This window comes from Acinetobacter sp. YH12236, from assembly GCF_013417645.1.
In the GTDB taxonomy this organism is placed as follows: Bacteria; Pseudomonadota; Gammaproteobacteria; order Pseudomonadales; family Moraxellaceae; genus Acinetobacter.
The window spans coordinates 71,807-91,821 of sequence record NZ_VPDM01000001.1 but is presented as its reverse complement, the minus strand read 5'-3'; the positions used below and the strand labels follow the sequence as shown (position 1 = coordinate 91,821).

Below are 20,015 nucleotides of genomic sequence, written 5' to 3'. Positions count from 1 at the left end.
TCATGGCTCAATTCTTTATCCATCGCCCGATTTTTGCATGGGTGATTGCATTGGTAATTATGCTGGCGGGTATTTTGACCATCAGCAAAATGCCAATTGCTCAATATCCGACGATCGCGCCACCGACAGTCACCATTTCTGCGACTTATCCGGGTGCATCTGCAGCGACTGTAGAAAATACAGTAACGCAGATCATCGAGCAGCAGATGAACGGTCTGGATGGCTTGCGTTATATTTCTTCGAACAGTGCCGGTAACGGTCAGGCATCCATCGCCTTAAACTTTGAACAGGGTGTCGATCCTGATATCGCACAGGTACAGGTACAAAACAAGTTACAGTCAGCGACTGCACTTTTGCCTGATGATGTACAACGTCAGGGTGTACGTGTTACCAAATCTGGTGCCAGCTTCCTTCAGGTATTAGCTTTCTATTCGCCTGATGGCAGCCTGACTGCAGATGACATTAAAGACTATGTGAACTCAAATATTTCTGAACCTTTAAGCCGTGTGGCCGGGGTTGGTGAAGTTCAGGTCTTTGGTGGTTCTTATGCAATGCGTATCTGGCTGGATCCAGCCAAAATGGCTAGTCTGCAAGTGACTCCAAGTGATGTGGCTCAGGCAATCCGTACCCAGAACGCTCAGGTGGCTGTCGGTCAATTAGGTGGTGCGCCACAGATTGAAGGTCAGGTGCTGAATGCGACGGTGAATGCGCAAAGTCTGCTGCAAACACCTGAACAGTTCGAAAACATCTTCTTGAAAAATACCACTTCAGGTGCTCAAGTCCGTCTGGGCGATGTCGCACGTGTAGAACTGGGTGCAGACAACTACCAGTTTGATTCTAAATTTAACGGTAAACCAGCTGGCGGTGTTGCGATTAAACTTGCAACTGGTGCCAATGCGCTGGATACCGCTGAAGCAGTTGAAGAGCGTTTAAAACAGTTACGTCCGAACTATCCTCAAGGGATGGTAGATACACTGGCATTTGATACCACACCATTCATTCAGTTATCGATTGAATCGGTGGTTCATACTCTCATTGAAGCGGTCATTCTGGTCTTCATCGTAATGTTCCTGTTCTTGCAGAACTGGCGTGCAACGATTATTCCAACCATGGCCGTTCCAGTGGTTGTATTAGGTACTTTTGCAATCATTAATATCTTCGGCTTCTCGATCAATACCTTGACCATGTTTGCGATGGTTCTTGCAATTGGTCTGTTAGTCGATGATGCGATCGTTGTGGTTGAAAACGTTGAACGTGTCATGGCTGAAGAGCATCTTGATCCTGTGAGCGCGACTGCAAAGTCGATGAAACAGATCTCTGGTGCGCTGATCGGTATTACCTCTGTACTGTCTGCAGTATTCGTACCAATGGCATTCTTTGGTGGTTCTACAGGGGTTATCTATCGCCAGTTCTCAATCACGCTGGTCACAGCAATGGTTCTGTCTCTGGTGGTGGCCTTAACCTTTACCCCTGCCCTGTGTGCGACCATTCTGAAACAGCATGATCCGAACAAGCCGCAAAGCAACAACCCGGCTGCGCGTTTCTTCCGCTGGTTTAACCATAGCTTTGACCGTGTTTCTGTGAAATATCAGGGCGGTGTCAATCGTATGACCCACCACAAGATTTTCTCCGGTATCATCTATGCGGTGGTGATCGGGATTATTGTGCTGATCTTCCAGAAACTTCCTTCTTCATTCTTACCTGATGAAGACCAAGGTGTCGTGATGACGCTGGTACAGTTGCCACCAAATGCAACCCTAGAACGTACCGATAAGGTCATCAATACCATGACCGGTTACTTCCTGGAAAATGAAAAAGATCATGTCCAATCTGTCTTCAGTGTGGCTGGTTTCTCATTCACAGGTGTAGGTCAAAACGCTGGTCTGGCATTTATTAAACTAAAAGACTGGTCTGAACGTACCACACCAGAATCACAGGTCGGTGCAATTATCCAACGTGGTATGGCACTGAACATGATTGTGAAAGATGCGTCTTACATCATGCCGTTACAATTGCCAGCGATGCCTGAACTGGGTGTGTCTGCCGGCTTTAACATGCAGTTAAAAGCAGCAAGTGGTCAAAGCCATGAGCAACTTTTAGCAGCGCGTAATACTGTTCTGGGTCTGGCTGCACAAGACAAACGTCTTGCAGGTGTCCGTCCAAATGGTCAGGAAGATAACCCGCAGTACCGTGTGATTGTCGATCATGCACAAGCCGGTGCTTTAGGTGTCAGCATTTCTGAAATTAACAGCACCATGAGCATGGCGTGGGGTGGTTCGTACATTAACGACTTCCTTGACCGTGGTCGTGTGAAAAAAGTGTACGTTCAGGGTGAAGCCAGCTCTCGTATGATGCCGGAAGACCTGAACCAGTGGTATGTTCGTAACAACCGTGGCGAAATGGTTCCGTTCTCGGCATTCGCAACCGGCGAATGGACCTATGGTTCGCCTCGTCTGGAACGCTATAACGGCGTATCTGCGATGAACATTCAGGGTACACCAGCACCGGGTGTGAGCTCAGGTGATGCAATGCGCGCAATGGAAGAAATCATTGCCAAGCTTCCTGAAATGGGCATGCAAGGTTTCGACTATGAATGGACTGGTCTGTCTCTGGAAGAACGTGAGTCTGGCGCACAAGCACCATTCTTGTACGCGCTTTCACTGTTGATCGTGTTCCTATGTCTGGCTGCATTGTATGAAAGCTGGTCAATTCCATTCTCGGTTCTTCTGGTTGTACCACTAGGTATCGTGGGTGCATTACTATTGACCTTTGGCGGTATGATTCTGTTTAAAGACCCGAACCTGTCGAATAACATCTACTTCCAGGTAGCGATTATCGCCGTAATTGGTCTTTCTGCGAAAAACGCAATCTTGATTGTGGAGTTCGCCAAAGAGCTGCAGGAACAGGGCGAAGAGTTGTTTGATGCGACCCTGCATGCGGCAAAAATGCGTTTACGTCCAATTATCATGACCACCCTTGCCTTCGGTTTTGGTGTACTTCCACTAGCACTTGCTTCAGGTGCCGGTGCGGGTAGCCAGCACTCTGTCGGTTACGGTGTCCTCGGTGGTGTAATCAGTTCGACGCTTTTAGGTATCTTCTTTATTCCTGTATTCTACGTGTGGATTCGAAGTATCTTTAAATACAAACCAAAACAACAAAATCAGGAGTACTAGTCGTAATGCAAAATATATGGTCTATTACAGGTCGTAGCATTGCGGTATCTGCCCTCGCGCTTGCTTTGACTGCATGTCAAAGCATGCGTGGCCCAGAGCCCGTTGCAGAGGCAAATATCCCAAGCAGTTATACCAATGCTTCAGGTACTTCTGTAGCAGAACAGGGTTATAAAGAATTCTTTGCTGACCAGCGCCTGTTACAGGTACTGGACTTGGCATTGACCAATAACCGTGATTTGCGTACTGCCGCATTAAACATTCAGCGTGCCCAACAGGCTTATCAGATTTCTGAAAATGACCGCCTGCCAACCATTGGTGCGAGCGGCAGCGTGTTACGTCAGGATACTGGCAGTAACAACCCGCAAAGCCGTGGCGCTGTAACGACTTATAATGTCGGTCTAGGCGTAACTGCATTTGAGCTGGATTTCTGGGGTCGTGTGCGTAGCTTGCGTGACAATGCACTGGATACTTATCTGGCGACTCAAAGTGCGCGTGATGCGACTCAGATTTCTCTGATCGGTCAGGTGGCCCAAGCATGGCTGAGTTACTCATTTGCCAATGCCAATCTGGCGCTGGCTGAGCAAACGCTGAAAGCCCAGCTTGAATCTTACAACCTGAACAAGAAACGTTTTGATGTGGGGATCGATAGCGAACTTCCAGTACGTCAGGCACAGATTTCTGTTGAAACTGCACGTAATGATGTTGCCAACTATCGCACCCAGGTGGCTCAGGCACAAAACTTGTTAAATCTGCTTGTAGGTCAACCCGTACCGGCCAACCTGTTACCGGCACAACGTGTTACCCGCATTACCTCTAATGCGGCCCTAGGTGCAGGCTTACCAAGTGACCTGCTGATTAACCGTCCGGATGTACGTGCAGCTGAATACCGTCTGTCTGCGGCAGGTGCCAATATTGGGGCTGCCCGTGCACGTCTGTACCCAACCATCAGTCTGACGGGTTCTGCAGGTTTTGCATCTGCGGATCTGGGTGATCTGTTCAAATCTGGCAGTTTTGCGTGGTCTATAGGCCCAAGTCTGGATATTCCAATTTTCGATTGGGGTACACGTCAGGCCAATATTCGTATTTCTGAAACAGATCAGCAAATTGCGCTGTCAGATTATGAAAAATCCATTCAGACTGCATTCCGTGAAGTGAATGATGCCCTGGCGGTACGTCAGAATATTGGTGACCGTATTGCTGCTCAACGCCGTCTGGTTGATGCGACTAACACGACTTACCGCCTGTCTCTAGCACGTTTCCGTGCCGGTATTGACAGCTATCTGACTGTACTGGATGCACAACGTGCTTCATATGCAGCGGAACAAGGTTTGTTATTACTTGAACAGGCGAATCTGAACAGCCAGGTTGAGCTGTACAAGAGTCTTGGTGGTGGTTTGAAAGTTAACACTTCAGACACCGTACCGTATCGCCCGTCTGTGACCGAACAGCGTCGTGCCGAACAGGCAAAATAAGCTTAATCTCTTTTTCAGAAAAGCTCACTTCGGTGGGCTTTTTTTATACGTTGGTCCAATAGCCGATATATTTTATTGAATCAAGAAATCTGTATACTCAATTGGATGAGACTTAACACTTTATAAAATGTAAATCGATGAAAAAAATATTGTTATCTGCCTTGGTAAGTTCAATTTTCTTAACCGCATGCCAACAAAAAAATACAGTAGATTCAAAACCTGAACCAACAGCGGAAACCGTCGCTGAAAAAGAAAGCTTACCGTTGATTAAGGCTAAAACTGAACGTGTACAGCTCAGTAAAAATGAAGTATGCCATCCAGCCAGTGAGGATGAGTTTGCCAGTTGCACTAAATATCATCTGCAAACAGTGAAAACGAATGTAAATTGGTTAAACCAATATTTTTTGGAGCGTTTACAAAAAGACCATGCTGAAGCTTTCGACAAATCACCTGCTGTAGAGGTCACTCTTGATCCTGAAATGCCATCAACCAACTACAGTACCACTGCTGTACGTTATATCGGTCAGCATTACAATATCGCAAACTTTACATACTTTTCCGAATATTACCCAGCAGGCGCTGCACATGGTATGCATCATAGTGACTACGTTATTTTTGATCTCAATACCAAGCAGCGTTTAAGCCTGAATGATATTTTGGCACCTGCAAGCAAAGAAAAACTCAAAACTGAACTTTACGAACATAATCGTGAGTGGCTTGAACAACATCATATTGAGCAAAATGCATTTGAAGTAAGTGATAATTTCTATTTCAATGCCAATGGAATTGTATTTGTCTATCCATTGTATGAATTGGCTTCTTATGCAGAAGGTATTACTGAACTTGAACTTCCCTATTGGTCAGCTCAAGGGGTGATCCAAACAAAGTATTTACCCCAGCTGCCTGAGTCATCTGAAGAAATTTATAATGACTAAACTATCTATTTTAAGTGTAATAATAATCAAAGTATTTTTTCTAATTTAGGGATATGAATGTTACTAAGCAATCTGGAATCTGTACCGGGACATACCATTCGCCAGCAAATCGATGTGGTCTATGGCAGTACTGTGCGCAGTAAGCATGTTGGACGTGATTTGCTGGCCGGCCTGAAAAATATTGTCGGCGGCGAGTTGACCGCTTATACCGAATTACTGGAAGAATCCCGTCAGGAAGCCATGAACCGGATGATTGAAAAAGCTCGCAGTATGGGTGCCAATGCGATTGTGGGTATTCGTTTTTCTACCTCAAATATTGCCCAAGGTGCTTCTGAACTGTTTGTTTATGGCACAGCAGTCATCGCTGATCCAGTCATGCCTAAACTGCCTGATCCATTTCCACAGGCGAACTAATGCATGGACGGATTGATTATACAGATTGTCATTTTTGCCATTCTGTTCAGCGTGGGTTTCGGTTTTGGTCGCTATAACGAGCGCAAGCATCTGCAATATCTGGATGAGCAGGAACAGCGTTTAGCTTATATCCGGGTCAATAATAGCCGTTTTAACGAATCTACATTCCCCGGTCATATGATCAGCAGCAATGTGGTCATTTCACATGATTACTTTAAATATGCGATTGCTAATGTGCAAAACATGTTAGGTGGTCGTTTGACCAGTTATGAGAGTGTCGTTGAACGGGCACGACGTGAAGCTATAGTACGGTTAAAACTGGAAGCAGAAAAAATGGGCGCTGACCAGATTATGGGAATCCGCCTCAGTACGACTGAACTTGGCATGCAAGGCGGTATGGTTGAAGTCTTTGCTTATGGCACTGCAATTCAGACCAAGTAATTATGCTTCTGCAAGCTTCTCTACAAATAGAATTCCATTCAGGTGGTCAATTTCGTGCTGTACAATTCGTGCCGGAAAGCCTTTGAACACTTGAACCATTTCATTTCCCTCTAACGTAAAATAACGTACCTGAATCTCTTCTGCTCGAACTACCCTCCCTCTTTGCTCGGGCACACTTAAACAGCCTTCCTCACCCAATACTTGTGTAGCTGAAGTACTGATAATCTCCGGATTGATCATGGTCACAGCTTCCATATACGGCGCGTCTGGATAACGTAAATTGGGCCGTGATGCGACAATAATAATGCGTTTAGAGACATAAACCTGCGGTGCTGCAATGCCCACGCCCTGACGTTGTTGCATGGTCTCCATCAAGGCGCTGTTAAATTGCCGCAACCAGTCACTGTCAAATTCAGCCTGTGTGACCGGACTGGCAATTAGGGTTAAAATGGCCTCACCTTGCTGTGCCACCGCCAAGGTATTTGTCATCGCGCTATCCTGTATTTTTTTCATTTAACTCTATCTTAGAGGGAAAATTACAGAATGAACATCATACTAAAATGAATAAATACGTCTAAAAAAGATAAGCTGTGTTTTAAGTAGTATGTCGAAATCCAGCTTATGGTTGCCTTAAAAACTTCACTTAACAGGAAAATAATTAATCAAAATATTCCAAATAATTTCGTTCGTTCAAATTTTAATAACTTTTAGTTTAGATTAAACAAAGAAAGATTGATTATTCAAGAAAATAACCCTTCTTTAAAATCAGCATTCAAGTCATGGATATTAAATAATGGAACGACCACATGAATGCACAACCCTATCTGAGCCGTGCTGATAAACGCACCCTCGGACTATCGTCCCTAGGTGGCGCACTGGAATTCTATGATTTTGTCATTTATGTGTTCTACGCCAAACTAATTTCCGAACTGTTCTTTCCAAGTACCCTGAGTCCATTTTGGGCCATGCTGAATACCTATGGCATCTTTGCTGCAGGCTATTTCTTCCGCCCACTCGGTGGTGTGGTGATGGCACATTTTGGGGATCTGATCGGTCGTAAACGTCTATTCAGTCTATCCATCTTGCTGATGGCGCTACCGACCCTCATGATCGGGATCATGCCAACCTTTGAAAGTATTGGTTATGCTGCACCATTACTGCTACTATTGATGCGTGTTATTCAAGGTATTGCGATTGGCGGTGAAATTCCGGCTGCCTGGACCTTTGTGTCAGAGCATGTGCCAGAACGCCGAATTGGGATTGCCAATGGTTTGCTGACTGCCGGCCTATCGCTCGGGATTCTACTTGGTGCCCTAATGTCGTTATTTATTTCACTTCAGTTCACTGAAGCGGAAATCAAAGACTGGGCTTGGCGCGTTCCATTCATTCTGGGTGGGATTTTCGGTTTTATTGCCCTTTACCTGCGCAGTTATTTGAAAGAAACTCCAGTTTTTAAAGCCATGCAAGCTCGAAAAGAGCTTTCTAAAGAATTACCGGTCAAGCAAGTGCTGTTAAGCCACAAAACTGCTGTAGGCATCGGGATGTTATTTACCTGGTTCCTGACCGGCTGTGTGGTGGTCTTGATTCTGGCGATGCCGAATCTGCTGGGGGCTAGTTTTGGCTTCGAACGTGCTGATGCATTCAAAATGCAAAGTGCTGCGATCCTGATGCAAATGCTCGGTTGCATTATTGCGGGTGTACTGGCTGACCGTTTCGGTGCAGGCAAGGTCATTTTACTTGGCTCTATTTTTGTCGCGGCAATGGCCGGGATTTTTTATCACAGTCTGGGTCATGTTGAAGCGTCAACGGTGTTCATGCTTTACATGTTGCTCGGTCTAAGCTCAGGAACCGTGGGCATGGTGTCCTATAGCATGGTGAAAATGTTCCCGGCACAAATCCGTTTCAGCGGAATTTCATTTTCCTATAATCTGGCCTATGCGATTGCAGGTGGAATCACCTTGCCACTGGTGCAATGGTTGAGCCTGTATAGTAATATTGGTGCCCTGTACTATATCTGGACTGTGTGTCTAGTGACCCTATTCACTGCCCTGCTTTACCGCAGCAAATTTGAAAAAACAGCCTAAAATAAAAAAGAGCCTGACTCAAAGGCTCTTTTTCTAATCGTAAAAATACGAGCTTAAGCTGTCAGATTCTTGCGTAGCTCATCTTCCACGATGCTGATCTCGATTTCACTGAACTTACGGATTTCACCTTCGGCATGTTTTTCTAGCATGCCACCGACCAAAGGCACTTTCACATTCACCGTCCAGTTTAACTGGAACTGGATCTGCTGTTCATCACCTGTAACGGCACGCTGACATTTGGCTTCAATTGGCAGATTGGCACCTAGTTCCACAACAGAAGTCATTTCTTCTAAATTGCTGACATCGGTACGTTGCAAGCGAAATGCATCTTTTAGCAGTTTTTTGGCAATATCTGGGATTTTGACATCCAGATTGTAGGCACGTTTCAGGGTATACAGGTGTCCCTGCTTTTCTGAAACCAGAATTTCCATATTTTGAGCAGGGATCCGATGACAAACCGCTTCATGCAAACTGATGTCATTTGCCAGACGTTTAAATTCATCAATCGAAACACCGCGAATAATTGCATTTACGGTAAACTGGTGGGCCATATCTATTTTCCTTATTTTTATTAGGGGTTATGGACTCAAATTAAGTCAAATGAATCATCTGACAGAGAAGATAAGCTATTTAAGTCAATTTTACATCGGCTGTCATTATTTTTTTATTGAGAAAAATTGGCATTGAGGTCAATGTTTCCAGGCAATTTTTGCAGATATACAGGGTCCACAGCTGAGTAAAAGCTGAACTTCACGATACTCAATGACCGCATGAAATTCTTCTGCCCCATCATCTAGGCCGGAAGCATACCAGACCGTACCCGCAGGAAATTTCTTTAACCAGCTGGCCTTATAAAAATCAGAAACGGAATCAAACTGTAAATAGTGTTCCGGTTCTGCTTCAACCTGAGTCGCTAAAGCCATAAATTTCTGTAATTGTGCCTGATGAAAATCAATCAGCATGAGGCAGCCCTTCCTTTTGTATGAGGCGATTACATGCCATATAGGTAAGCATAGATGTCATTTACGACTCGTGAGTTTTGACATCATGGCTTAGATCAGATTAAAAATAATATAGATTCACCTCCCCTGATTCAATCCACGTATAAGGATATCCAGTATGCAACAAGGAAAAGTTCAGGTTGAAACCGTGCAGTTTTTGGCAGAAGATGGCTATACCTTAACCGGCAAGCTTTACCGCAGTGAATATGCCAAAGCCAATATTGTCATCGCCTGTGCGACAGGTGTTCCCCAAGCTTTTTACCGGCGCTTTGCCGATTATGCAGCACATGCAGGTTTTCAGGTACTGACTTTTGATTATCGCGGGGTGGCTGATTCTGCACCTAAACGGTTAAAGAATTTTAAGATGTCCTATCTGGACTGGGGGCAATATGATCTCAGCGCTGCGATTGATTATCTCAGCCAAACCGGTCTGGACATCTATATGATTGGCCATTCCTATGGCGGACAGGCCTTGGGATTAAGCAAATATCATGATCGCATTGAAGCAATGTACTGCTTTGGCACTGGTGCTGGCTGGCATGGTTATATGCCTTTAACTGAAAGAATCAAGGTTCAGGTAATCTGGAATATTGTTTTCCCACCGATGGTGGCAGTGACAGGTTATTTGCCATGGAACCGTTTAAATATGGGCGCTGACTTGCCACGTGATGTTTATCGTCAGTGGCGCAAATGGTGTAAAAATCCGACCTATTTCTTTGCCGATCCTGAACTGAAAGACCTGCATGCCCATTATGCCGCGGTAAAAACACCTATTTATGCCGTAGCCGCGCTTGATGATGCCTGGGCCTTACCTGAATCCAGACAAGCCTTTATGCAACATTATCGTCAGGCTCCGTTGCATTATATCAATATTCAGGCAGCTGATTATGGACTCAAGCATATGGGACATATGGGTTATTTCCGTCAGGGCGCAGAACAGCTCTGGGATGAAGTGCTTACCAAGTTCAGCGAATTACATCAACTCAAATATGCAGCTTGATTTTAGTTTCTAGAGCATTTAAGCATTTAGCTGCTTAAGCATAACGTGCCTGTTGAACATTGGTTCGGATTTCCTGACGGTGTTCCTCGCCGAAACGGTCGACATGGGCATAAAATACCCCATAACGGCCGACATAATACTCCAGTGACTGGTCATAAAAATTCCAGAAAATTGACCATTCGCCTAAATCCATCTGACGGATTTGTGTACCGGTATGCATCGGCATCTTACGGAGCAATTCCTGCTGTAACTGCTCTGCTTCATTGCGATCCTGAATCTGAACCTGATGTTGGAAAAATAATTGCGCCACGTCATCAAACAGTTCCAGCTCATAGGCATCGACCACATGCAAGGTTTCCTGAGAATCAGATTGATTCTCTTCAGCATTCCTGGAAATCGGGTCCGCTTTTTTGACACGTTTACTTTTTACATAACGCTGGGTTTTATAGATTTTCATGCCGATAAACCACATCGCATAAATTATCAGGGCTAGACATGAAAAAATCAGGAATTTAAGAATCATTGATCATCTCGTGTGGTTAATTTTATTTTTATCACGGTCTGCCAATTCCTGATTTGGCGATCTTCTTTTAACTTAACACAAGTCTATTTTTTGTACAGCAAACATGAGGATTTTTTTAGATCTTCTTGGATTTTTTCTTCGGTTGAGCCTTATTTCCCATTATTCAATTTGAAATGATAGTCTAAAATCTTGTTAAAAATTAGAATTAAACCAGAAGGCCAATATTGATCAAGATAAATAAATCAGACAAATCACTACAGAATCGATCATCAACTCTTGGTTCTTTAGCAAATGCACTCAAAAAGCTACACGATTGGTATTTGTTTTTCTGAGCATTTTCCTTCAAATAAAAGGTCCCTCTTTATGGTCGAGTAAATGAATAAAATTATGATTCGTGAAGGGAAGATTCAAGATATACCTCAAATAATTCAGGTCATCCACGACAGTATTCAATCCTGTATTTTGGATCATCAACGTGAAGACAGCGTGATCCAGCGCTGGCTGGAGCAGTTTAATCACGCCCAGTTAATTGTGGAAATGCTTTATAACGACTGTTGGGTGTATATTTTGAATGATCAGATTGTCGGCTTTTTGCTGGTCAGTGACACTGGAGAAATCCTGATGCACTATGTGGCTGCACGTTTCCAGCGACTCGGGGTTGGCACCCAGCTTTTTGATCAGATGCACAAATCCTTAGTGCGTAAAAATATCCATAAAATTAAAGTCCAATCGACTCAAACAGCTTTAAGTTATTATCAAAAAAATGGATTTTTCTCACCGAATCCTCAATCGGAAAATGAAGAAAATTATCATTTATATAAATACGCTTTTTAAAATTAAAACTTTTTTATGTCATTTTAAGTTGATCTCGCCCTGCCTGCTTAGCCGCATATAACTGTACATCTGCCGCTTTCATCAGTGCATGAATATCTGGATATGGATGTGTTTGATCCATCCAGGAAATGCCCATACTGACCGTGACATAGGATTTATCATCTGTGCGATTTAAATGTTCAAATTGCTGTTCGCGAATCTTGATTAAGACTTTTTCCAGAGATTGAAATGCTGGCTGGACAGGTACATCAGTAAGTAGAATCGCAAATTCTTCTCCACCATAACGGGCTAAATACGCGGATTCGGGGAGTACCGTCTGAATGACCTTGACCAGATTCTGTAAAATTTCATCTCCTTTTAAGTGCCCATAATAATCATTGTAGTTTTTAAAATAGTCGACATCGAGCATGGCAAAAATCAGTGTACTGTGTGGATGTTGCTGACAGTATAAAAACTGCTGCTGGATTTGGTCATTTAAAGCACGGCGGTTAAAGGCACCCGTCAAAGCATCAATATTCACCTGATGTTCGAGTTTGGCATTCAGTTCACGTAATTGCTCGGTACGTGCTTTGACTTTCTGATCGAGTGAATTATTTAACTCTTTCAGATTCATATTCAACTGCTCTGTCGCATAGGTTTGATGGGCATAATTTTGCGACTGCTGAAACATGATGATCACAGCATACAGACTGGTCGAGATAAAAGACAGATGCACACTTTCAATCACATTGATCAGCAATAAATAGTCATTTATAAAGGTCAGGCATAGAAAAATGACCGCATAGAGAGTCAAGCGCGAATAATTGTCTTTATGATGTAAAGTCTGATAAAAGCCATAGATAAAATTGACCACCACGACTATCCCGAAAATCGCACTATACAAGGCCAGACGTTGAAAATTTTCCGGATCGATCAACAGGGTTACGACACAGTTCAGTAGTAAAAGTCCTGCGGCAACACTATAAATAAATCGATGCAAATAGCGCTGATTAAACAGGTACATATAACTGAGGAAAAATAGAATCGCCAGGAAAGTGAACAGATATTCTAGGCGTGTTCCCCATAGCCAACCGAGCTTAGTCACGATCGAATAGGCATACGGCGCTGCAAAAAAGTTATGCAGGGCCAGAAAAATAATGAACAAGCCAAAGATAAAAATACTTTTGCTATTGCGTTCTGTTGAACCCCGAAACATTGAAAAAAGAATCGTAAAAAAACCCACCCCAAGCACCAGTCCACAGACTATACTGATGCTCATCATAAGCTGCTGATACTGACGGTTAATAGTTCCGGCTGTTCCAATGCGTATAGGCTGTTCAATCCCGCCATGCAGATGGGTATAGTTTGAGGCCTGAATACTCATGGTGAAATATTCACTCTCAGGAACAAAATAACCGATTCGAGGAGCCCTTTCATTTCTCTGCTCTTCCGCTGTTTTCGCAATTTCCCCATGCCGCAGAATAAATTTTCCATCGATATAGATTCGATAGGCACCATATTCAGCCGGAATATGCACGGCGATCCGACGTCCGATAAATTCTGATGGAATTTTGAAATGTCCGATAAAGGTTCCATAGCCAATATTTGAACCGGTCAGGTCTTTAAATGAAGCGGGTAATTGAACCTCTTGCGGAGTAAGTACGGAACTTGGTTCAGTAATAAACTGGTTTGGATAAAACTGCCAATTTTGGGGCAATTGGCTACTATGATCTTCAGTAAAGTGAATTTCGGAAATATGCGGTTGACTGTGCTGCGTGACAGAGGAAGATTCAAGAGATGCCTGGGCGAAAACTGGAATCATCACTAATAGGACCCAGCTAATGCTCCAAATCAATATTACAGAATAGACATTCCTTATCATGTTTTGCAAAGACAGTATTTTCCTGAAAAGTGCTTTATTCTTCTTATAATCTACGTCGAATAGCAGGGAGTGCAAAGCTTTTTTTGTAGCTCATCGGATGAAGTCCATCTAGCTATGACTTCACCCGTTCAACATTCACTCATCACAATGAATGAAGCTTATTTCAGTGAATCAATCACGTGTTTTAACATCATACAGTTCGATTTCAAAAATCAGGTTTGAATTGGCCGGGATGATATTCCCCATTTTACGTTCACCATAAGCCAAATGAGCAGGCACAATTAGTTTACGCTTACCGCCCACTTTCATACCGATAATCCCTTGATCCCAGCCCTTGATCACACGGCCAGTGCCAATCACGGTTTCAAAATAGTTACCACGATCCAGTGATGAGTCAAACTTGGTGCCATCTTCTAGCCAGCCAGTATAGTGAGTCGTAATAAGCGCGCCCTTAACCGCTTCTTTACCTTCACCCACTTTCAAATCAATAATTTCTAGCTCTTTGGTCATGACCAATATCCTTTCTCTGGCAAATACGCATAGTATAAACGGGATTAGACAGAATTCCTTTAGCTTTGAGGCTTAAAGGATTAAAAGCTGAGTTCCTGGATATTTGAATCATTCAGTAAATAGTTAGTCAATTTTTTATGATTTTCGGCGGAGCCAATTAAAATCCAGCGTCCACTAATACGGTGTTCCGTTTTATGCTGCACACTGCGAACGACTTTCATATTATAAGTTTTAAATAATTCTTCGTATTGCTCTAAGGTTTTACGTTGATAAGGACAGATAATTCGGTAGGTTCGTGCCTGACTTAAAGTTTCTATTCCCTCTTGGACATAGATCAGAAAAATCAGCACGATTAATACAATAAAAGTAGCAAACAGACTCAGCCATTCATAACCCGCGCCAGCTGCCATGCCCAGTGCTGCTGTCATCCAGATGGTTGTCGCTGTCGTAATGCCTGAAATCCGGTTTTCATCTTTAAAGATAACTCCCGCACCAACAAAGCCCAAGCCAGTAAGGATATTGGCTGCAATCCTATCCTGACTATCCAGACCAATTTTGATTGACATAATCGTGAACAAGCAGGAACTCAGACTGACCATGATCATAGTCCGCAAACCGGCAGACTTACTGCGATATTCGCGTTCTGCACCAATAATTGCACCAATACCGAGGGCAATGAGCAAACGATAAAGATCCGGATGCATATATTTATCCCTGTTTCATTTTTATTATTGTCAGGTATACGCAATTTCTGAATCAGGATACAAGCCGAGACTTGCATCCTTATTGGCTGTTATTGTAACTGTTCCCATTCAATTACAGCTTGGGCCTGATCACCGATCAAGGTCCATTCGCCATCCATGACATTCAGTTGCAGCTGCATGGTACGTTCACATAACTGTTGTACCGCTTCAGTGCTGGCGGTCGAGATTTTCCAGACCTCAACATTCGACAGCGTTTTCAGTTTGGAATTACGTTTATACCATTCATCAACTGAAGAACCATAAGCAACTACTGCGACCTGTTTGCAACGTGCGCTGGCTTTTTTGACTTTATCTTCGTCAGGACAACCCACTTCGATCCATTTCAATAATTGGCCAGTCAGGTCTTTTTCCCACAGCGCTGGCTCATCAGTCTCAAACAGATCCTTGGTAAATTCAAGCGCTTCGCCAGCAAAACGTGCATAAGCCAGAATACGTACCATCAGACGTTCAATGGTTTCCGAAGGATGTAGTGCCATCGTCAACTGATAGTCTTCATAACGATGGGTATCCATATCGGCAACGTTCAAATCTGCCTTATAAATTGTCGCTTTTAACGCCATAATACAATCCTCAAATTTGGCGCCTAGCATATAAGATTTATTGATTTTTTGCTGGACAGATTTCGTCTTATCTAGCTATTTTCTATACACAGATTCGAAGCTATTTTTCCTGCTCAATCCGGCATTGCATTAAAGCAGTTTCAAACTCCAGCCAGTCACGTGAGGTCTGGTAAATCACTTCTACCCGGTTATCAATGCCTTCTTCGGCAGACTGATAATTAAACTGATCAGGATTGAAATTAAAGCTTTTCCAGCCCTGATTGGTATTAAAAATCCCTTTGATTCTGAGCCAATCCTGCTGCTCACAAAGCAGATCCAGCAGATCATAAAAATCAAACTGCCAGCGTTTTGGCAATTTCCAACCTGCCACCTGATAGCCTTGTGCACTTTCAACATAATGATAAGGCAACTGATGTACGACAGCCGGCACCTCTCCCAACACTTGGCGCTGTTGCTTGAGCAGTGGCTGAATCTGACGTGAAGCACCCTGATAATCCTGTTTGATTTGCTCAATATCCAGCTGTCCGTTTTCTATCATCAGCCAGTGCTGGGCATATGGCTGATACTCAGACTTGAGTTCAGTTAAAGCAGCATGATCAGTTTCAGTCATCAAATCAGCATGGGAAATAACCACGATATTGGCAACTTTCAGCTGATCCGCATACAGGTTCTGATGCGTCCAGTCCCGATCATGTAAACGTGAACCATCGACTACCGTGACCAGAGCCTGCATTTTCAAATGACTCTGCCAATGCGGTTCGGTGAGCTGTTCCAGCAGTTGCCCGGGATGTCCGAGTCCTGTAGGTTCAATAAATAGCCGGTCCGGTTTGGTTTCTGACAATAGCCGGGATAAAGCAATCTGCATTGGCAACTGACTGCTACAACATAAACAGCCGCCCAGCAATTCTTTCACTGCATAGCCCTGATCCTGAGGCAGTAATTGCTGGTCGACGCCAATCTGACCAAACTCATTCATCAGCACAGCCCAGACTTCTTGCTCCGGTTTCTGGCTCAGTAAATATTTTAATAAAGTGGTTTTACCAGCACCCAAGAATCCGGAAATGATGTGTACAGGAATAGGCTGCTGAGCGGCAAGAACTTTCAAAATTGATTCTCTCTCAAAGATAGAATTAGAATGAGTAAACCTGACTATTATAGAACACTGGACTCTTGCAAAAATGTTCATTCTTGGATGATTAGATTCTATTTATCTCGGTTCAAATAAAAATAACAGTCTGTAGTAAGTACTTTTTAACCGTTAACTAGTTCACTTAAACGCTATATTTGAAATATTTACACACATTTCCAGCTAACAATTTCCTATACATTTAACAGAAGAAAACAAATTTCCAATGATTGTATTTGCTTGGTTAACAGCTTCGTGCGGCTTTTGTTAATTGCTTTGCTCCATAAAATTTTCATGCTTAGGATGACTTCCTGCCGGATTGATGTGATGGTCATTCGGCAGTTTATAAATGTAATAAAAAGGATGCTCAACATGAAATATACACAAATCTTACTTGCAACAACGCTTACTGCAGCCGCAGCTACCAGTTTTGCAGCAAACAACACCACTGACACGAAGACCACTGAGGAACAGAAAGTCACTGTGACAACTCAGGAACTTCCTGCAACGAATAACCCAAATCCAAATGTAACCACAGCTGGACCTGCTGACCAGCCTGCTGCGTCTGAAGCTGCTACAGAAGACAAAGATGGTAAAAAAACGACTAAGTCGACATCGACTCGTTAATCAGGTTTAAAGCAACATCTCGTGCAGTAAATCTCCAGTAGGTTTGACCTATGCTGCCGGATGTAGACTAAGGCTGAATCATGCAACTGCGTGATTCAGCTTTTTTATACCTTATAGGCTATTCACTATAGCCAGAAATGATCATAGGATTCATTCATCTTATGAATAAATTTAAATATTATTATTTATTATCAATAACTTATTAAAATAAAATTCTTTTCAACTAAATCTTTTTGATAGACATGACCTACTATGGACTAGCTTGTTTAGCGCTATTGATTGTTCCTTAATAGTCTCAATCCTGAATTGATGGAATGGACATTCGCGATGAGCAATACAAATTACACCACTGAAGTGGCGATTTTGGGGGCCGGCCCGGTAGGTTTAACAATTGCCAACTATTTAAGCAAACAGGGTGTACAGGTCACTGTGGTTGAACAGCTAGATAGTCTGATCGATTATCCGCGTGCCATCGGCATTGATGATGAATCCTTGCGTACCATTCAATCTTTGGGACTGGTTGATCAGGTCTTGCCGCATACGACCCCGAATCATGCCATGCGCTTCCTGACACCCAAAGGCCGTTGCTTCGCAGACATTCAGCCACTGACTCGTGAATTTGGTTTCTCCCGCCGTAATGCTTTCATTCAGCCACAAGTAGATAACGTTCTGCTAGAAGGCCTCAAACAATATAAAAAAACTGAAGTACTTTTCTCTCGCCATCTGACACATTTCAGCCAGGATGCTGAGGGTGTAACTTTAAATGTTCAGACTAAAAATGGCAGCTTAGAAACCATTCGTGCGCAATACCTGATTGCCTGTGATGGTGGAAACTCTTATGTACGCCGTACCCTCAACATTCCATTCGAAGGTGAAACTGCGCCAAACCAGTGGATCGTGATTGATATCGATAATGACCCATTGGCAACCCCACATATTTATCTATGCTGTGACCCGGTGCGTCCTTATGTATCAGCTGCCCTGCCGCATGGCATTCGCCGCTTCGAATTCATGGTTATGCCAGGCGAAACTCAGGAAGAACTCAGTAAACCGGAAAATATTGCTAAACTGCTTTCTAAAGTTTTACCGAATACCGATGGAATCGAAGTAATTCGTCAACGTGTCTATACCCACAATGCACGTATTGCAGATAAATTCCGTGCTGACCGTATCCTGCTTGCTGGTGATGCTGCGCACATCATGCCGGTATGGCAAGGCCAAGGCTATAACAGCGGTATGCGTGATGCCTTTAACTTGGCGTGGAAAGTCGCATTGGTGATCCAGGGAAAAGCAAGTCATGAATTACTGGACTCTTACCAAGTGGAACGTAAGGATCATGCCAAAGCGATGATTGATCTTTCAGTGATGGCAGGCCACGTTCTTGCGCCACCAAAAAAATGGCAAGGTTTTGTTCGTGATGGTATTGCTTATGCATTGAACTATATTAAGCCAATCAAACAGTACCTGCTGGAAATGCGCTTTAAGCCTATGCCGAAGTATCATGATGGTGCCCTGCTGGCCAATACTCAAAAAGACTCTCCAGTCGGCAAGATGTTTATTCAGCCGCAGGTGAAACTGGAGTCTGGTGAAACTGTATTACTCGATGAAGTGATTGGCAATGACTTCGCCATCATTGCCTGGGGGGTGGATCCGAAATGGGGCTTAAGCAAGGAAACGATACAGCAATGGAAAAACCTTGGCGTGAAATTTATCCAAGTCATTCCTGCGGTTCAGTTGTCTAATCAACATCGTAAGCAATACGAAGATGTGATCACCATTGGTGATATCGGTACGGACATTCGTACCTGGTTCGGCAAGACCAAGGACTCTATCGTCATCCTGCGTCCAGACCGCTTCGTGGCAGCCTTAGCGATTCCTCAATCTATAGAAAGCACAAGTCAGGCGCTATTTAACAAGCTCCATGTCAAATAATTGACCTCAGTCAAAAAAACCACGCTACGGCGTGGTTTTTATTTATAGATGAACATAAAAGCTAAGTTCGGTATTGCTCAAACCATGAAATATCTTTGAGAGAATCACGACGTGCCATTTGCTGTAGGAAAGGTTTAAATTCTTCCAACGGCGGCAAAATTTTGGTACTAATTGCGAAGATCAGACAATAGGCCACATATAGATCTGCAGCAGAAACTTTTTCACCTAAAAGATAAGGCTTGGCCTGCGACAAACCTCGTTTAAAAAAATCAAATACCGCGGCTTCGTTACCAAAACTTAAACTGGTTCGGACCTTTTCAATCTGTTCTTGAGATACTTGTAAATTTTTTACATCAATATATTCAGTCAGTGGCCCATGACAGAAGAAAATCCATTTTAAATAAGTACCACGCTTGGGATCATCTAAAGCGGGTGCCAATCCTTTGTCCTGATACTTATCTGCCAGATAGATGATAATAGCCGCCATTTCTGAAATTACGACGCCTTGATCAACCAGACAGGGAACTTTACCCATCGGATTGATCTGAAGATATTCAGGTTGATGCATATCTTTAAAAGGAACTTCCACCTGCTCAAGCTGGTCTTCAATCTGTAGTTCTTTAAGGATAGGCAGCAAGGTCATGCCGCGTGACTGAGGGTTGTTATAGAGCTTCATCATTCTGCTTCAACCGATTTCTTATTTTTTGAATTTCAGTATAAAGCGATTTTCCTCTGCGATTAAAAAGCATGTGCTACAG

Annotated in this window: 20 protein-coding genes; 10 read left to right on the top strand and 10 right to left on the bottom strand. The window is 43.4% G+C overall.

From position 1 onward, the window contains the following. Positions 1–2: 2 nt before the first annotated feature. The 5 genes from FTV14_RS00440 (at position 3) to FTV14_RS00420 (ending at position 6,435) form a co-directional block, all read left to right on the top strand. The gene (locus FTV14_RS00440) at positions 3–3,173 is read left to right on the top strand and encodes an efflux RND transporter permease subunit (protein WP_159123402.1); all 3,171 of its coding nucleotides are present in this window, start codon (positions 3–5) and stop codon (positions 3,171–3,173) included. A 5-nt stretch (positions 3,174–3,178) separates the two neighbouring features. Continuing rightward, on the top strand, positions 3,179–4,645 hold the full coding sequence (adeK, locus tag FTV14_RS00435; RefSeq protein WP_103799675.1) for a multidrug efflux RND transporter AdeIJK outer membrane channel subunit AdeK: 1,467 nt from the start codon (positions 3,179–3,181) through the stop codon (positions 4,643–4,645). Positions 4,646–4,782: 137 nt separating this feature from the next. Beyond that, on the top strand, positions 4,783–5,580 hold the full coding sequence (locus tag FTV14_RS00430; protein ID WP_159123400.1) for an RsiV family protein: 798 nt from the start codon (positions 4,783–4,785) through the stop codon (positions 5,578–5,580). 57 nt (positions 5,581–5,637) lie between these two features. Continuing rightward, on the top strand, positions 5,638–5,994 hold the full coding sequence (locus FTV14_RS00425) for a YbjQ family protein (protein ID WP_004784911.1): 357 nt from the start codon (positions 5,638–5,640) through the stop codon (positions 5,992–5,994). Between the two features lie 3 nt (positions 5,995–5,997). Then, positions 5,998–6,435, top strand: coding sequence for a YbjQ family protein (locus FTV14_RS00420; protein WP_159123399.1), 438 nt, complete (start codon positions 5,998–6,000; stop codon positions 6,433–6,435). Here the strand turns inward: FTV14_RS00420 and def are convergent, their stop codons facing one another. Next, on the bottom strand, positions 6,436–6,924 hold the full coding sequence (gene def / locus FTV14_RS00415; protein ID WP_180010582.1) for a peptide deformylase: 489 nt from the start codon (positions 6,922–6,924) through the stop codon (positions 6,436–6,438). Between the two features lie 317 nt (positions 6,925–7,241). Here def and FTV14_RS00410 point away from each other — a divergent pair, with 317 nt between their 5' ends. Continuing rightward, a complete protein-coding gene (locus tag FTV14_RS00410; protein WP_180010580.1) occupies positions 7,242–8,519 on the top strand; it encodes an MFS transporter in 1,278 nt (425 codons plus the stop codon). Between the two features lie 53 nt (positions 8,520–8,572). On the opposite strand, the gene FTV14_RS00405 is transcribed toward FTV14_RS00410, so the two are convergent. After that, positions 8,573–9,070 (bottom strand): DUF2505 family protein, encoded by a 498-nt coding sequence (locus FTV14_RS00405; protein ID WP_159123396.1) that lies wholly within the window; start codon positions 9,068–9,070, stop codon positions 8,573–8,575. Positions 9,071–9,208: 138 nt separating this feature from the next. Next, complete coding sequence (locus FTV14_RS00400; protein ID WP_004784921.1) at positions 9,209–9,481, bottom strand: hypothetical protein; 273 nt, start codon at positions 9,479–9,481, stop codon at positions 9,209–9,211. 157 nt (positions 9,482–9,638) lie between these two features. On the opposite strand from FTV14_RS00400, the gene FTV14_RS00395 reads away from it, so the two are divergent. Beyond that, positions 9,639–10,520 (top strand): alpha/beta fold hydrolase, encoded by an 882-nt coding sequence (locus tag FTV14_RS00395; RefSeq protein WP_180010578.1) that lies wholly within the window; start codon positions 9,639–9,641, stop codon positions 10,518–10,520. A gap of 34 nt (positions 10,521–10,554) precedes the next feature. On the opposite strand, the gene FTV14_RS00390 is transcribed toward FTV14_RS00395, so the two are convergent. Beyond that, complete coding sequence (locus FTV14_RS00390; protein ID WP_180010727.1) at positions 10,555–11,040, bottom strand: hypothetical protein; 486 nt, start codon at positions 11,038–11,040, stop codon at positions 10,555–10,557. 390 nt (positions 11,041–11,430) lie between these two features. On the opposite strand from FTV14_RS00390, the gene FTV14_RS00385 reads away from it, so the two are divergent. Continuing rightward, on the top strand, positions 11,431–11,877 hold the full coding sequence (locus FTV14_RS00385) for a GNAT family N-acetyltransferase (protein ID WP_180010725.1): 447 nt from the start codon (positions 11,431–11,433) through the stop codon (positions 11,875–11,877). Positions 11,878–11,890: 13 nt separating this feature from the next. Here the strand turns inward: FTV14_RS00385 and FTV14_RS00380 are convergent, their stop codons facing one another. From FTV14_RS00380 to FTV14_RS00360, 5 genes are all read right to left on the bottom strand, one after another. Next, positions 11,891–13,678: a diguanylate cyclase gene (locus FTV14_RS00380; protein ID WP_257218385.1), complete on the bottom strand. Its 1,788-nt coding sequence runs from the start codon at positions 13,676–13,678 to the stop codon at positions 11,891–11,893. A gap of 231 nt (positions 13,679–13,909) precedes the next feature. After that, positions 13,910–14,248, bottom strand: a complete 339-nt coding sequence (locus tag FTV14_RS00375; protein ID WP_159123393.1) for an FKBP-type peptidyl-prolyl cis-trans isomerase — start codon at positions 14,246–14,248, stop codon at positions 13,910–13,912. A gap of 80 nt (positions 14,249–14,328) precedes the next feature. After that, positions 14,329–14,952: an MgtC/SapB family protein gene (locus tag FTV14_RS00370; protein WP_103799665.1), complete on the bottom strand. Its 624-nt coding sequence runs from the start codon at positions 14,950–14,952 to the stop codon at positions 14,329–14,331. 89 nt (positions 14,953–15,041) lie between these two features. Next, positions 15,042–15,572 carry a YaeQ family protein gene (locus tag FTV14_RS00365; RefSeq protein ID WP_103799664.1) on the bottom strand — a complete coding sequence of 177 codons (531 nt, stop codon included), beginning with the start codon at positions 15,570–15,572 and terminating at the stop codon, positions 15,042–15,044. A 100-nt stretch (positions 15,573–15,672) separates the two neighbouring features. Then, positions 15,673–16,677, bottom strand: a complete 1,005-nt coding sequence (locus tag FTV14_RS00360; RefSeq protein WP_180010566.1) for a GTP-binding protein — start codon at positions 16,675–16,677, stop codon at positions 15,673–15,675. A gap of 393 nt (positions 16,678–17,070) precedes the next feature. On the opposite strand from FTV14_RS00360, the gene FTV14_RS00355 reads away from it, so the two are divergent. Beyond that, the gene (locus FTV14_RS00355; RefSeq protein ID WP_004784941.1) at positions 17,071–17,325 is read left to right on the top strand and encodes a hypothetical protein; all 255 of its coding nucleotides are present in this window, start codon (positions 17,071–17,073) and stop codon (positions 17,323–17,325) included. 327 nt (positions 17,326–17,652) lie between these two features. Next, positions 17,653–19,257, top strand: coding sequence for a bifunctional 3-(3-hydroxy-phenyl)propionate/3-hydroxycinnamic acid hydroxylase (locus tag FTV14_RS00350; RefSeq protein ID WP_180010564.1), 1,605 nt, complete (start codon positions 17,653–17,655; stop codon positions 19,255–19,257). A 61-nt stretch (positions 19,258–19,318) separates the two neighbouring features. On the opposite strand, the gene FTV14_RS00345 is transcribed toward FTV14_RS00350, so the two are convergent. Further along, complete coding sequence (locus FTV14_RS00345; protein WP_171505579.1) at positions 19,319–19,933, bottom strand: glutathione S-transferase family protein; 615 nt, start codon at positions 19,931–19,933, stop codon at positions 19,319–19,321. Positions 19,934–20,015: the final 82 nt, after the last annotated feature.

Coding starts and splice junctions, on each gene's coding strand:
- FTV14_RS00440 (WP_159123402.1), top strand. CDS start 3: ATGGCTCAATTCTTTATCCATCGCCCGATTTTTGCATGGGTGATTGCA.
- adeK (WP_103799675.1), top strand. CDS start 3,179: ATGCAAAATATATGGTCTATTACAGGTCGTAGCATTGCGGTATCTGCC.
- FTV14_RS00430 (WP_159123400.1), top strand. CDS start 4,783: ATGAAAAAAATATTGTTATCTGCCTTGGTAAGTTCAATTTTCTTAACC.
- FTV14_RS00425 (WP_004784911.1), top strand. CDS start 5,638: ATGTTACTAAGCAATCTGGAATCTGTACCGGGACATACCATTCGCCAG.
- FTV14_RS00420 (WP_159123399.1), top strand. CDS start 5,998: ATGGACGGATTGATTATACAGATTGTCATTTTTGCCATTCTGTTCAGC.
- def (WP_180010582.1), bottom strand. CDS start 6,924: ATGACAAATACCTTGGCGGTGGCACAGCAAGGTGAGGCCATTTTAACC.
- FTV14_RS00410 (WP_180010580.1), top strand. CDS start 7,242: ATGAATGCACAACCCTATCTGAGCCGTGCTGATAAACGCACCCTCGGA.
- FTV14_RS00405 (WP_159123396.1), bottom strand. CDS start 9,070: ATGGCCCACCAGTTTACCGTAAATGCAATTATTCGCGGTGTTTCGATT.
- FTV14_RS00400 (WP_004784921.1), bottom strand. CDS start 9,481: ATGCTGATTGATTTTCATCAGGCACAATTACAGAAATTTATGGCTTTA.
- FTV14_RS00395 (WP_180010578.1), top strand. CDS start 9,639: ATGCAACAAGGAAAAGTTCAGGTTGAAACCGTGCAGTTTTTGGCAGAA.
- FTV14_RS00385 (WP_180010725.1), top strand. CDS start 11,431: ATGATTCGTGAAGGGAAGATTCAAGATATACCTCAAATAATTCAGGTC.
- FTV14_RS00380 (WP_257218385.1), bottom strand. CDS start 13,678: ATGATTCCAGTTTTCGCCCAGGCATCTCTTGAATCTTCCTCTGTCACG.
- FTV14_RS00375 (WP_159123393.1), bottom strand. CDS start 14,248: ATGACCAAAGAGCTAGAAATTATTGATTTGAAAGTGGGTGAAGGTAAA.
- FTV14_RS00370 (WP_103799665.1), bottom strand. CDS start 14,952: ATGCATCCGGATCTTTATCGTTTGCTCATTGCCCTCGGTATTGGTGCA.
- FTV14_RS00365 (WP_103799664.1), bottom strand. CDS start 15,572: ATGGCGTTAAAAGCGACAATTTATAAGGCAGATTTGAACGTTGCCGAT.
- FTV14_RS00355 (WP_004784941.1), top strand. CDS start 17,071: ATGAAATATACACAAATCTTACTTGCAACAACGCTTACTGCAGCCGCA.
- FTV14_RS00350 (WP_180010564.1), top strand. CDS start 17,653: ATGAGCAATACAAATTACACCACTGAAGTGGCGATTTTGGGGGCCGGC.
- FTV14_RS00345 (WP_171505579.1), bottom strand. CDS start 19,933: ATGAAGCTCTATAACAACCCTCAGTCACGCGGCATGACCTTGCTGCCT.